A 13,849-nucleotide genomic window follows, 5' to 3' on the forward strand; every position below is an offset into this window, starting at 1 on the left:
CTAAGAAATTAGGAGGTTTTTTTGTATATAATTTTTAGAAAAAATTAATTAAATACATTTTAGAATCCGGACGATGCCTCTAGACCTTCTAAGAAATTAGGAGGTTTTTTTGTATATAATTTTTAGAAAAAATTAATTAAATACATTTTAGAATCCGGACGATGCCACAAAACTCTCTAAGAAATTAGGGATTTATTTTTGCATATATTTTTTAGAGAAAATTAATTAAATGCATTTTTGAATCCGAACGATACCTCTAAACCTTCTAAGATATTATAAATAGTTATTTACAAACATTTCTAAAATGAAATCATTTGAAAACAGTTTAATACAATAAAAAAATCCTATAAATTCTAATAGACTTTATAGGATTTACAAAGGTATAATTGATTAAAAACTATTCTTTCATTGATCCAGATTTGAATCTTTCACTGGCTGTTTGGTAATAGGAAATGGTTAAATCTTTATAAAAAGGGTTTATTGTTTTATCAACAGTCATTTGATTTGTTGTAGCATCCCAATGGTATTGATTGCATTGCTTTCTATCATTAATTTCGGTGAATGTATTCTTTTTTATCATTCCTAAAGTTCTGTAATTTCCAATTAATGCTCTTTCATCATCAGATTGCATTAAACGAACATCTTTTCCGTATAAAGAAGTTGAATAAGTCCAATTTAAGTATCCAAAAAGTGTTGGCATAATATCAATTTGAGAAACCAACTTAGTATGTTTGACTGCTGGAATTTTTAAATTATAAATAATCGCTGGAATATGATGTTTATCAATATTTAATTCCCATTTACCTGCACTACTTGCACAATGATCGGCTACAATAACAAAAACAGTATTTTCAAACCAAGGCTTTGTTTTGGCTTCTTCAATAAATTTTTGAATGGCATAATCGGTATATCTTACTACAGATTCTCTCTTTCCTTGAGGAAAATCAATTATGTTTTTTGGGAACGAATACGGTTTATGATTAGAAGTTGTCATGATAAAATCAAAGAAAGGTTTGTTCTTTTTATAACTTGCATCAGCCACTTGAATTGTTTTAGAAAACGTATTTTCATCACAAATTCCCCAAGCATTTTCAAAAGTAACTTCGCTATCTTCAATATTTATTCTTTGGGTTTTAATATCATCAGATAAGGGATTTCCGCGATTTCTATCGATTATTGTAAAACCTTGACCACCAAAAAAAGTATTCATATTATCAAAATAACCATCACCACCATAAATAAAATTTAAATCGTACTCTTTTTGTTTTAAAACAGATGCTATTGAATATAGATTAGCATTGTTTGGACGACGAACAATACTGTTTCCTGGAGTTGGAGGAACAGACAAAGTCAATGCTTCCATGCCTCTAATAGTTCTTGTTCCAGTTGCATATAAATTAGTAAAAAATACACTTTCGTTGGCTAAACTGTCAAGAAATGGTGTTAGTTTTTCCTTATTTCCAAAAGCTTCCATGAAATCTGCACTTAAACTTTCTACACAAATTAAAATAATATTTGGTCTATATTCTATACTATCATTAGTAACTTTTCGAGAAATATTTTGTAAATCATTAGTATTATAAACCTGGTTGTTTTGTCGAATTTCTTTTTTAACTAAATCAAATGCTTTTTCATTGGATAAGGTTTGATAAAACGTATTAAAATCCAATTCATTAGAACGAAATGCAGCAAAAAAAGAATATACTCCATTTTTTGAAAGTTCATTAACATATAAGTTTTTTGAAGTTTCAGCTTGCTTGTTGGTTATGAATTTTATGAAAATAAGACTTACTAAGACTAAGGGAATTATATAAAAAAATCTTTCTTTAAGTTTGGGTTGATTGGTAAATGTAAAATGAAATTTTTTGGTTTTGAAAAAGTAAAAAAACAATAAACCTGTTAAAGTAAAAAGTACAATGATTAATAATGGTAAAGGAAAAGATTGATTAATATTTTCAACAACTTCATAAGTATAAATTAAATAATCAACAGCTATAAAATTAAATCTTGTACTAAATTCATCCCAAAAAGGAAATTCAGCTAAAAACGAAAAAACAGTGATAAAAAAAGTAAAAAATAAAATGAAATAAGTTGCTAATTTATCTAACGAAGAACCAACTAATTTACTTGGAAGAACTAATAAATATAAAGCATAAATTAATCCAAAAAAAACAGCTGTTCCAAAATCAAATAAAAATCCTAAGGAGAAAATTTTAAAGACATTACCTACTGATAAATCTACAGAATTAAAAGAAATAATAAATAATATAAGTCTAATTGAGAATCCGAATAAACAATAAATAGAAAGAAAAGAAAACAGCACTGAAAACCTGTTTTTGTTAAATAAATGTTTCATTTTAAATAATAAATTAATACGATTCAAAAGTATTATCTGTTAAGTAAAATGGCAATAAAATAGGGTATGTTACAATTATATCATACTACTTTTTTGGGTATTCTGAAGGGGAAACACCGGTGATTTTCTTGAAAGTGGTATTGAAGGTAGATTTATTTTTAAAACCTACAGAATAAGCAATTCCTAAGATAGAATACTGATTGTTTTCATCATTGGTGTAAAGATGAATAAATTCTTGAATTCGATATTCATTAACAAATTGAGTAAACGTTTTTTGAAGATGAACATTTAAAATTTCAGAAATGTAATGTTTTGGAATAGCTGTTTTTTCGCTAAAAGTTTGTAACGTTAAAGCAGCATCTAAAAATAATTTATTAGCTTCCATGACGTTTTTCATTTGAGTGGTGTAAGAAGCTATATTTTCTTCATTTAAAGAAGAATTTTTATATTTAATTGTAGTTTTTGGTAAATGAATAAAACTATCATTAAAAACGAAAAAATAAGTCAAATAATAAAAAAGTAAAGCAATTTCTATAATTATAATGGAATTGAAAAGAGCTACATTGTTACTATGGGTATAAAAATTAAAAATAGAAGCACTATAAACAAAAAGTAACGATAAAATTATGATGTAAAACGGTATTTTTATTGCATTTGAATTAATCTTAATTTTAGCAAAATACAGAGCAGCAAGTAAATAAGTAACAAATGCAAAATACAAACCATGTTCTATGATTTCAATTTGATAAGATTCGTAAATAAGAATTTCAAATAATTCTAAACTCACATAAAACAAAACCGGAATAAAAAAAGGTAAAATAGAACGAATTTTAAAAGGGTCTTTTGTATTGAGGTATTTTAAAAAGAGAAATAAAAACGTAATAAAAAGGGTATTGTCAACTACAAAAATATCGTAATCTGAGATAAAAAGATTAGAATTATAATCACCCAAAAGATAAATTACTAAAGAAAAAAGTGTAGCTGAAAGAAAAAAGTAATCGTTAAAAAAATACTTAGCTCTATTTTTAAATAAAACAAAAAGTAAAAATATTCCTTGAATAATTGCAATTATATGAATAGTTTGGAGCATTTATTTTACTATTTTAAAAACTATTGAAGCAATTGGTTTGTGTAAAGCATTACCAACCATGTAATTTGCTTTTATATTATTTATGATAATGTAATCTTTTCTTTTAGCTTTTTTTAATAGATTTAGAACTTCTTCATTAAAAACATTTCCATTAACACTTATAGTTGGAAAATTACCAACCTTAATTGAAAATTGAGTAACATATGGATTAAAATTACCATAAATAAAATCAATAAATTTTATTCCAACTTTTGCTTCTTTTAGTTCTTCTATACTAAATTCTAAATAACCTTGACTTGAAAATTCATCATTTAAAGTCGGAAAAGGAATTGGTAAATTCTTAATCTGAAAAACATGTTCTTCTATAATTTTAGAATCGTCTAATAAAATAATTTCTATAAAAACTTTTGTTTCTGAACCTGCACCAGCTTTTAAAATATATTTACCTTCTTTTAAAACTACACCATCTCCAGAAACAGTATATGATTTGGCATTAGAAACGGCTATTGAAATTGGATTATCAATTCCTCTGTAAACAACTTTTACTTTATCAAGAGAAATTACACTATGTTGAGGTTTAGAAATTGTGTCTTGAGCAATTAAATTAATTGAAAACAAAAGTGTAAAATAGACAATTAATTTAGTCATAACTTTAAGATTGTTTATACTCAATTTCTGTATTTGGTAAAAATCTTTTTTTAAGTAGTTCTTTTTCATTTGGAAAAAAACCTTGCAACATAAAAAACAAACCAAATATCAAAATTACTATACTGATAACGCGTTTTATTTTATAAATATTTTGTGGTGTTAATCTGTTTTTTAATTGTTTGGCTAATATAATTTTGGCTACATCAAAAACTAAATAAAAAAATAAAATAGCTGCAAAAAACCATGAAATTCGTTCAGTTTTCATTTCCATTTGTGGACCATAAGTAATGATGATCATCAACCAAAAACCTAATACACCAATGTTTATAAAATTCAATAAAAAACCTTTAAAAAATAAAGCAAAATAATTATTCTTCGGAATATTATCATAATCTAAGTCTTTATCTTGTTGTTTTATGAAATTCTTTTTCAATAAAATAAAAGAAATCAATCCGTAAGCCAACATGATTAAACCACCAATAATGAACAACGTAGGATTATCTTTTAATTGTTCTAAAAGTTGATTGGTACTTAAATAAGCTATTAATATAAAAATAATATCACCAAAAACAATTCCTAAATCTAAGGTAAAAGCTGCTTTAAATCCTTTAGTTATTGAAGTTTCCAACAATACAAAAAAACCTGGACCTATTGAAAATGCCAATAAAAGTCCCCAAGGAATTGCAGTAAGTATGTCGTGTAAATGCAAATTTTTAGTGTTCAGTGTTCAGTTTTTAGTGTTCAGTAAATGAAACTAAAATCAAACTAAGTTTGTACGAATTTACAAAAAATATCAATTCTAATATAAGAATTTTAATATTACTCTAAACAACTGCCAACTAATTACTGAACACTGATCACTTATTTAACTTCACGAATTGTTCCACCAGCAACAACTTTTTGGTTGATTTGTCTTGGTTTTCCATAAATGGTAATGTTTCCTCCTGCTCTTACTTTAGCATCAACTAAATTTGTAGCATAAATATCAGCTTCTCCACCAGCATTTACAGTAATTGTGGTTTGTTCGGTTTCTAAAGATTTTGCATTATAAATTGCACCAGAATTTACTAATAAATCTTGATTTTTAGCTTTTCCAGTTACATTTATAATTCCACCTGAAGTTCCTTTTACATTTAATTTATCTACATCAAGATTAACTTTAATTTCAGCACCTTCTTTTGCAATTATATCAAAAATAGTTGCTTTAAAAATTTCTGTTGAAGCAATTCTTGAACCTTCATTGGCTTCAACAGCTTCAATATTTTTGTAATATAAAGTAACTGAAATATCTTCTCCACCCATAGTTTGTGAAAAAGGCATTCTGATTTTTAATTCACCATTTTTATTAACGGTTTCCACACTTTCAGCTTCATTTCCATTAATTGTGATTTTATTTTCTGTTGATTTTATTAATAAAATATCTAGTTTATCAAAAGAAGTTACTTTAGTAAAATCTCCTAAGGTTCTTTCTACTTGTGAAAAAGCTGCTGTTGTTAGTAATAGAAATGTAAATGTTAGTTTTTTCATGTTGTTATAAATTTATAAATATTATTAGACTTAACATAAATAATGCAGATTCTAATAAATTCAAATATATTCTATCAATAATTAAATTTTTAAAAATAAAATCTAAAATTAAAAGAAGTAAACTAAAAATTAATATTAAAATAGATAAACCTTTTGCAAATCCATGATAATCTATTTTATTCAAACTATTAAAAAAGATAACAATAGATGATAATAAAAATATAACTCCTAAAATATTAAAAACAGATATATTCTTCTTAATAAATTCAATTACTTTCATAATTAATAATTGTCTAAGTAATACAAATCAAAAACTGTTCCTTTTTAGAAATAAACTTAATTTTTATCATTCTAAAATTGATTCAGAAGCTAATTTATTTTAGAAGCAGAACTCGTTTCAGCTTGACAAGATTGTGTGTAACTGAACACTAAAAACTGATCACTGAACACTACTCCTTTTTCCTTAAATAAGTAAAATCCAATTGTTTTTTAACTAAATCTGCGTTTTTAACTTTAACGTAAACTTCGTCTCCTAATTGTATGATGTTTTTAGAAACTTCACCAACTAGTGCATATTGTTTGTCATCAAAGGTGTAATAATCATCTTTAATTTCTCGTATTCTACACATTCCTTCACATTTATTTTCAATGATTTCAACGTAAATTCCCCATTCGGTAACACCTGAAACAACACCTAAAAATTCTTCATCTTTATGATCTTGCATGTATTTTACTTGCATGTATTTGATAGAATCTCTTTCGGCTTGAGTAGCTAAATATTCCATGTTACTAGAATGTTCGCATTTTTCTTCATATTCTTCTGCTGAAGCACTTTTTCCACCATCTAAATAAAATTGAAGCAATCTATGTACCATCACATCAGGATAACGTCTAATAGGTGATGTAAAATGACTGTAGTAATCAAATGCTAATCCATAATGACCAATATTATCTGTAGAATATTTGGCTTTACTCATGGTTCTTATTGCTAAAGTATCAATTAAATTTTGTTCTTTTTTACCATTAACATCCTGCATTAATTGATTTAAAGATTTAGAAATATCTTTTTTATCACGTAAATCTAACTTATATCCAAATTTTGAAATCAAAGCTTGAAGATTAAATAATTTATCTTCATTGGGTTCATCATGAATTCTATAAACGAATGTTTTCTTTTGTTTTCCAATAAATTCAGCTACTTTTCTATTGGCTAAAAGCATGAATTCTTCAATCAAATGATTCGCATCTTTTGAAACTTTGAAGAAAACTCCAACCGGTTCAGCTTCTTCATTCAAATTGAATTTTACTTCTACTTTATCAAACGAAATGGCACCAGCTTGCATTCTTTTTTTACGAAGAATTTTGGCTAATTCATCTAGTTTTAAAGTCGCATCAACAATTGGTTTTGGAACTTGATAAGCTTCTCCAGTTAAAGAAATTTCAGCTGGAATTATATCGGATTTTGTTTCAATAATACTTTGTGCTTCTTCATAAGCAAATCGTTGATCTGAATAAGTCACGGTTCTTCCAAACCAAGAATCTACAACTTCTGCTTTTTGATTCAATTGAAAAACAGCTGAAAACGTATATTTCTCTTCATGAGGTCGAAGTGAACAAGCAAAATTAGATAAAACTTCAGGTAACATTGGTACAACTCTATCTACTAAATAAACTGAAGTGGCTCTGTTATAAGCTTCGTCATCTAAAATAGTTCCTTCTTTCAAATAATGCGAAACATCAGCAATATGAATTCCGATTTCGTAATTTCCATTTTCTAAAACTTCAAACGATAAAGCATCGTCAAAATCTTTAGCATCTTTGGGATCAATAGTAAAAGTTAGCGTTTTTCGCATATCTCTTCTTTGATCAATCTCTTCTTGAGTAATTGAAGTATCAATTTTTTTTGCGTAAGCTTCCACTTCGATAGGAAAATCATAAGGCAAACCATATTCCGCTAAAATGGCATGAATTTCAGTGTTGTGTTCTCCAGGTTTTCCTAAAACTCTAGTTACACTTCCAAAAGGTGAATCGGCTTTCTTTGGCCAATCTTCCATAGTGACTAAAACTACATCACCATTTTCGGCTTCACCAATTTTATCTTTTGGAATAAAAATATCGGTGTACATTTTATTATTGGCAGTAGTTACAAAAGCAAAGTTCTTTTGAATATCAATAACTCCAACAAATTCTGTTTTATCTCTTTCTAAAATTTCTAAAACTTCTGCTTCAGGTTTACGCGAACTTCTTCGGTTATACACATAAACTTTGACTTTATCTTTATCTAAAGCGTGATTCAAATTTTGAAAAGGAATAAATACATCGTGTTCCAATTCATCACAAATAAAATAACCTGTTTTACGAGAGGTCATGTCAACTGTTCCTTCGTAGTATTCGGATTTAGCAATGATTTTAAATTTTCCTCTTTCGGCTTCTTCGATTTTTCCTTTTTGTTTTAAACGATTTAATTCTTTGATAATTTCGTTTCTACTTTTGGTATCATTCACATTTAACACTGCAGCAATTTGCTTATAGTTAAAAGTCTTGTTAGCATCTTTTGAAATAATTTTTAAAATTTGAGCAGTGAAATCTTTTTCTTTGCTGCCATACTTTTTAATTTTCTTTGTCATATTCTTTTCTTATAAAGTTTAAAAGTACGAAGAAGTAATTAGTAAATAGTAATTAGTGAATAGATTTAATAAAAAGATAACTATTAAAAATAAAAAAAGATCTAAAATTTGTAGACCTTTTTTTAAAAATAAATCCATTAAAATATTACTCTTTTATAAATTTTTGACTCGTTAATTGAGTTCCATTAATTAAATTTAAGATATAAATTCCTTTTTCTAATTTACTAGTATTAATAGTAGTTGTTAATCCATCTAATTTTTGTGTGTGAATTATTTTACCTAAAATATCTGTAATTGTAATTTCTTGTGAAGGAGTAAAATTATCTAGTTTTATAGTAAGATTTTCTTTTGCTGGATTTGGAAAAATAGATAAATTATTATTTTCTAAAAAAGAAGTAGTTGATAAAGTTGCACTTAATTTTACGATCCAATAATCAGATTGTCCATGATTTCCTGTTACATCTCCATTATTTGAACTAGTATGAGATGCAACAATATAACCACCATCTGATGTTTGGATTATAGAAAGTGCATTATCCCAAGATGAACCACCAAATGGTTTTTTCCATTCTATTATTCCTGTTGAGTTTAGTTTTAAAATCCAACAATCACTTAATCCATAATTACTTGTTACATCTCCATCATTTGAACGAGATGGTCCTGCAACTAAATAACCTCCATCTATAGTTTGACTTATAAATAATGCTAATTCTGATAATGATCCACCAAATGATTTTTGCCATTCTATTATTCCTGAAGAACTTAGTTTTACAATCCAATAATCAGTAAACCCGTGATTACCTGTTACATCTCCATCATTTGAACTAGATGATCCTGCAACAATATAACCTCCATCTGTGGTTTGAATCATTGAAAATAAAACATCATTACTTGTTCCACCAAATGATTTTTGCCATTCAATTATTCCAAGAGAACTTAATTTTACAATCCAATAATCAGTAGCTCCGTGATTACCTGTTACATCTCCATTATTTGAACTGGATTCTCCTGCAACAATATAACCTCCATCTGTGGTTTGAATTATAGATTTTGCTACATCATTACTTATTCCTCCTAACGATTTTTGCCATTCAATTATTCCTAAAGAACTTAATTTTACAATCCAATAATCAGTAGCTCCATGATTTCCTGTTACATGTCCGTCATTTGAACTAGATGATCCTGCAACAATATAACCTCCATCTATGGTTTGAATTATTGAATATGCTTGATCATCACTTGTTCCACCAAATGATTTTTGCCATTCTATTATTCCTGTTGAAGTAAGTTTCACAATCCAATAATCATTATCTCCGTGATTACCTGTTACATCTCCATTATTTGAATTGGAAAATCCAGCAATAATATAACCTCCATCTGTGGTTTGAATCATTGAATAAAGTATATCAGTATTTGTTCCTCCTAACGATACTTGCCATTCTATAAATGGTGACTGTGCATAACTATAACAAGAAACAATTAGGAAAAATAAAGTTTTTAATATTTTTATGTATTTTAGTTTCATAGTTTTATCAAATAAAATTAGACTTAGCTAAAGTACATAATAAATTAATTTAAATTTCTAAAATTTCAAGAGTTTTCAACATATATTAAAAACAACAAAAATATTTTTATTTAAATTTAAATTTATGATGGTTATGATAGTGTGTTAATAGTTACTATAATTTTTTTAAAAAGATATTGGATTTTTAGTTTTGGTAATTTATACACAACAATTAACAATGTTATGAAATTGTAAAGTGCTAAAATTGAATTGAATTTAAGTTTTTATTAACAGATGTTAACAACCAAAAAAACACAATTTTCTTTGATAAGTTTTTATAAAATTTGTGTTGATAAGTGAAGATTTTGTGCTGATAATTTTCAAAAAAATAATCGAAACTTTTATAGGATTTTAAAAAGCAATTTTGGATTAGATAAAATTTTGATACAATGTCAAAAAACTTCTAAAAAACTATCTTTATTTATTAACAACTTATGTTAAATTAACATTAACTGATTATCAACTAGTTGTAAAATTTAATTAACAATTGTTATTTTAAATACATTTTGTGTATTAATTGTTCTGATTTTTAAGGTTTTAGTTAAATTTTTTTCAAAAAGTCTTTTTCTAGTATAGCATGTCTTTTGCTTTCCCTAACTTTGTATCAAACAAACACTAATAAAAACACAACTAATGAAAATATCTATTGGAAATGATCATGCAGGTCCAGATTATAAAAAAGCAATTGTTCACTATTTAGAAGAAAAAGGACATACTATTTTTAACCATGGAACGGATACTTTTGACAGTGTTGATTATCCAGATTTTGGTCACGAAGTAGCTTATGATGTGCAAATGAAAAAAGCAGATTTTGGCATTGTAATTTGTGGTTCAGGAAATGGTATTGCCATGACTGCAAACAAACACCAAGATGTTCGTGCTGCACTTTGTTGGATTAAAGAAATTGCAGAATTAGCTCGTCAACACAATGATGCCAATGTAATAAGTATTCCAGCAAGATATACATCAATTCCACAAGCAGTTGCTATGGTTGAAACTTTTTTAACTACAGCTTTTGAAGGAGGAAGACATGCCAATAGAGTAAATAAAATAGCTTGTAAATAAGATTTTTAGATAACTAGATTTTTAGATGATTAGAAAAAACTAAGAAATTTAAAATCTAATTTTCCAAAAGTCTAAAAATCTAATCATCCAAAAAATGAGTCACAACCACATTCATAAACATCAAGTACAAGGAAAAAATTTACTGTATTCTATTTTATTGAATGTGGTTATTACGGTTGCTCAAATTGTTGGTGGTATACTTTCAGGAAGTTTAGCTCTAATTTCTGATGCTTTACACAATTTTTCTGATGTTTTATCATTAATAATCAGTTATGTAGCTCATAAATTATCTAGAAGAAAAGCTTCATTAGAACAAACTTTTGGATTAAAAAGAGCAGAACTAATTGCAGCGTTTGTAAATGCTTTTTCTTTAATAATTTTGGCTTTTTATTTAATTTATGAAGCTATTTCTCGTTTTTTTCATCCGCATGATATTGAACCTAATTTAGTTATTTGGCTAGCAGCTCTTGGAATTGCAGTAAATGGTTTTTCCGTTTTATTATTAAAAAAAGATGCTGATCATAACTTAAATATGAAATCGGCGTATTTGCATTTATTAACAGATATGTTAGCATCTGTTGCGGTTTTAGTAGGTGGAATTTTAATGTATTATTATCAAATTTATTGGATTGACAGTGTACTTACTTTAATTATAGCGATTTATTTAATTGTTGTTGGAATTGATTTATTATTGAAATCAACCAAAATGCTAATGCTTTTTACACCAGAAGAAATCAATGTTAAAGATATTGTTAGAGCAGTTAATCAAATTAAAGGAGTAAAAAAATTACACCACATTCATCTTTGGCATTTGAATGAAGAAGAATTACACTTAGAAGCACATTTAGATTGTTCAGAAGATATTAAATTAAGTGAGTTTAATGATTTATTATATAAAATTGAAGTGGTTTTATTTAAAAAATTCCATATCAATCACGTAAATATTCAACCTGAATTTCAAAAAGAAGACCCAAAAGAGATAATAGTTCAAGATTGATTTTTATTTTCGAATAAAAAAAGTTACTTTTCTTTTCAATTTATATAGAAAATGAGCGAAGAAAAACCACAATTAAAAAAACAATATTATCCTATAAATTCAAATTTAAGAAGTTACCTAGAAAAATATAAGAGATTAACTAAAACCAATATTTTTTATGATGACTTGTTGCGTTTTCAAGGAAGTGTAGTTGTTTTTGATAAAGACGGAAAAGATACACTTTGGGTGAGACTTTTTTATAATGAGTTTGAAAAAGAAGAGCTGGATAGAAGTCTAAAAAAAATATATACACTCTTACATTCTGATGGTGATGAAAGTAGTATGGAGTTTTTAAATGTGGATTATATTGATTTTTGCACCTTTGGAAATTCAAAACCTTTTAGAGTAAAAATTCGAAATATTTTAAACGATAACTATACCCATTTTTATATTAAAAAAGCAGATGCTTCTCGAATTTTTGGTCTAGAAATAGAACATATTATTTCTCCAAACAGTATTAATTTTTTAGTTTTCGAAGACACACTCATCGAAGAACACATAGTCGGAATTCCAGGGGATGTTTTTTTAGAAGAAAATCTAAAAGAATGTAATGAAAATGAGAAAACCCAAATCGCAAAAGAGTTTGTAAAATTCAATGAACGTTGTATGATTGGACTTTTAGGAGATATGCGATCTTATAATTTTGTGGTAATTCCGATTTATGATTTTGATCAACGAATTTTCAGAATTAGAGCCATAGATTTTGACCAACAAAGTTATGAAGGCAGTTTTAAGTTGTATAAACCACATCTTTTCAAAGAAAATTTTAAATTATCAGAATTGGTGCAAAATAAATTGAAACCAAAATCAATTACACAATATCAAATAGAAGAACGTTCTATTATTGTAAAACGTTTAATTGATACCAAAACAAGATTAAAACGCTTAATCGAAGCTATGAAATCTACCAAGTTAGCTCCAATAGAACACATTCAGCAATTGCAAGATGAAATCTATGAAGTTACTTTAGACATTGAATTCAAAAAAGCCAGTTCTATGGGTGAAATAGTTCAAGCAGCTTTAAATTTCATGAAAAGAAATTACAAAATTGAAGATTATAATTAATTTTAAAAATACTTTATTCATATTATGTTTTTTACTATTAATTCCTTGTAAATAAGAAGTTAAAGAACCTATTCAAGAAAAATTGTTACCAATCGAAAAACAAAATAATACTTTACTATTACAACCTGAAACCACTATAAAAGACACTTCATTTATTAACATTCAAACCTTGAGTAATGATTTTATTTTAGATTTAAATATGCAACAACAGACAATTTTCTAAATCAAAAAGTATATGAATGTCCTAATTGCTATTTACGAAAAAACACAGCAATAGATTTAATGAAAGCCAATACAGAATTAATTACAAAAGGTTTCAGAATTAAATTATTTGATTGTTATCGACCTTTAGATGTTCAAAAAAAGATGTGACAAATTTTGCCAGTAACTAATTATGTAGCCAATCCAAAAAAAGGTTCCAAACATAATCGTGGTGCAGCTGTAGATGTAACTTTAGTAGATTCAAATGGAAATGAATTAGATATGGGAACCAATTTTGATTTTTTTGGACCAGAAGCTCATCATACTTATATGAATCATTCTCCAGAAGTTTTACAAAATCGTAAATTACTAAAAGAAACTCTAGCCAAATATAATTTCAAAAGTATTTATAACGAATGGTGGCATTATGAATATCGACCAGAAATCCGATCTAACATTTCTAATTTTAAGTGGAAATGTGAGTAAGAGGTTTAAAAGGTTGTAGGTTATAAGCTTAAAAGGTTTTGTGAATAAAAATAGCTGTTTTCATTCTATTTTTTAACTTTCAATTGACGCAATTTAGCTAAATTGCGTCAACCAACAGACGGAATTTACATTAATTTAGTCAGACACCAGAATATAATGTTCAAAATTATTTAGAATTTATACC

The 13,849-nt window shown here is 26.7% G+C and carries 11 protein-coding genes and 1 pseudogene; 4 read left to right on the forward strand and 8 right to left on the reverse strand.

The window, feature by feature from the left end:
- Positions 1–397: 397 nt before the first annotated feature.
- From ACTF56_RS00330 to ACTF56_RS00365, 8 genes are all read right to left on the reverse strand, one after another.
- Positions 398–2,356 (reverse strand): LTA synthase family protein, encoded by a 1,959-nt coding sequence (locus ACTF56_RS00330; protein ID WP_438964910.1) that lies wholly within the window; start codon positions 2,354–2,356, stop codon positions 398–400.
- Positions 2,357–2,441: 85 nt separating this feature from the next.
- A complete protein-coding gene (locus ACTF56_RS00335; protein WP_438964911.1) occupies positions 2,442–3,446 on the reverse strand; it encodes a helix-turn-helix domain-containing protein in 1,005 nt (334 codons plus the stop codon).
- Positions 3,447–4,094, reverse strand: coding sequence for a GldM family protein (locus ACTF56_RS00340; protein ID WP_438964912.1), 648 nt, complete (start codon positions 4,092–4,094; stop codon positions 3,447–3,449).
- A 4-nt stretch (positions 4,095–4,098) separates the two neighbouring features.
- The gene (locus tag ACTF56_RS00345; protein ID WP_438964913.1) at positions 4,099–4,803 is read right to left on the reverse strand and encodes a LysE family translocator; all 705 of its coding nucleotides are present in this window, start codon (positions 4,801–4,803) and stop codon (positions 4,099–4,101) included.
- A 152-nt stretch (positions 4,804–4,955) separates the two neighbouring features.
- The gene (locus tag ACTF56_RS00350) at positions 4,956–5,621 is read right to left on the reverse strand and encodes a head GIN domain-containing protein (RefSeq protein ID WP_438964914.1); all 666 of its coding nucleotides are present in this window, start codon (positions 5,619–5,621) and stop codon (positions 4,956–4,958) included.
- Positions 5,622–5,625: 4 nt separating this feature from the next.
- On the reverse strand, positions 5,626–5,901 hold the full coding sequence (locus ACTF56_RS00355) for a hypothetical protein (RefSeq protein WP_438964915.1): 276 nt from the start codon (positions 5,899–5,901) through the stop codon (positions 5,626–5,628).
- A 169-nt stretch (positions 5,902–6,070) separates the two neighbouring features.
- Positions 6,071–8,248 (reverse strand): ribonuclease R, encoded by a 2,178-nt coding sequence (gene rnr / locus ACTF56_RS00360; RefSeq protein ID WP_438964916.1) that lies wholly within the window; start codon positions 8,246–8,248, stop codon positions 6,071–6,073.
- 145 nt (positions 8,249–8,393) lie between these two features.
- Positions 8,394–9,773, reverse strand: coding sequence for a T9SS type A sorting domain-containing protein (locus ACTF56_RS00365; protein WP_438964917.1), 1,380 nt, complete (start codon positions 9,771–9,773; stop codon positions 8,394–8,396).
- A 672-nt stretch (positions 9,774–10,445) separates the two neighbouring features.
- On the opposite strand from ACTF56_RS00365, the gene rpiB reads away from it, so the two are divergent.
- The 4 genes and pseudogenes from rpiB (at position 10,446) to ACTF56_RS00385 (ending at position 13,665) form a co-directional block, all read left to right on the forward strand.
- Positions 10,446–10,877: a ribose 5-phosphate isomerase B gene (gene rpiB / locus ACTF56_RS00370; RefSeq protein ID WP_438964918.1), complete on the forward strand. Its 432-nt coding sequence runs from the start codon at positions 10,446–10,448 to the stop codon at positions 10,875–10,877.
- A 94-nt stretch (positions 10,878–10,971) separates the two neighbouring features.
- Entirely contained in the window at positions 10,972–11,874 is a 903-nt protein-coding gene (locus ACTF56_RS00375) for a cation diffusion facilitator family transporter (protein WP_438964919.1), read from the forward strand.
- Between the two features lie 51 nt (positions 11,875–11,925).
- Positions 11,926–12,978: a hypothetical protein gene (locus ACTF56_RS00380; RefSeq protein ID WP_438964920.1), complete on the forward strand. Its 1,053-nt coding sequence runs from the start codon at positions 11,926–11,928 to the stop codon at positions 12,976–12,978.
- 136 nt (positions 12,979–13,114) lie between these two features.
- Positions 13,115–13,665, forward strand: a pseudogene (locus ACTF56_RS00385) (M15 family metallopeptidase).
- The last annotated feature ends 184 nt before the right edge of the window (positions 13,666–13,849 follow it).

Source organism: Flavobacterium sp. (genome assembly GCF_965657075.1).
GTDB lineage: Bacteria > Bacteroidota > Bacteroidia > Flavobacteriales > Flavobacteriaceae > Flavobacterium.

Excerpts from the sequence above, each read along its gene's own strand:
- ACTF56_RS00375 (WP_438964919.1), top strand. The coding sequence starts at position 10,972 with ATGAGTCACAACCACATTCATAAACATCAAGTACAAGGAAAAAATTTA.
- ACTF56_RS00350 (WP_438964914.1), bottom strand. The coding sequence starts at position 5,621 with ATGAAAAAACTAACATTTACATTTCTATTACTAACAACAGCAGCTTTT.
- ACTF56_RS00365 (WP_438964917.1), bottom strand. The coding sequence starts at position 9,773 with ATGAAACTAAAATACATAAAAATATTAAAAACTTTATTTTTCCTAATT.
- ACTF56_RS00340 (WP_438964912.1), bottom strand. The coding sequence starts at position 4,094 with ATGACTAAATTAATTGTCTATTTTACACTTTTGTTTTCAATTAATTTA.
- ACTF56_RS00330 (WP_438964910.1), bottom strand. The coding sequence starts at position 2,356 with ATGAAACATTTATTTAACAAAAACAGGTTTTCAGTGCTGTTTTCTTTT.
- rnr (WP_438964916.1), bottom strand. The coding sequence starts at position 8,248 with ATGACAAAGAAAATTAAAAAGTATGGCAGCAAAGAAAAAGATTTCACT.
- ACTF56_RS00380 (WP_438964920.1), top strand. The coding sequence starts at position 11,926 with ATGAGCGAAGAAAAACCACAATTAAAAAAACAATATTATCCTATAAAT.
- ACTF56_RS00335 (WP_438964911.1), bottom strand. The coding sequence starts at position 3,446 with ATGCTCCAAACTATTCATATAATTGCAATTATTCAAGGAATATTTTTA.
- rpiB (WP_438964918.1), top strand. The coding sequence starts at position 10,446 with ATGAAAATATCTATTGGAAATGATCATGCAGGTCCAGATTATAAAAAA.
- ACTF56_RS00355 (WP_438964915.1), bottom strand. The coding sequence starts at position 5,901 with ATGAAAGTAATTGAATTTATTAAGAAGAATATATCTGTTTTTAATATT.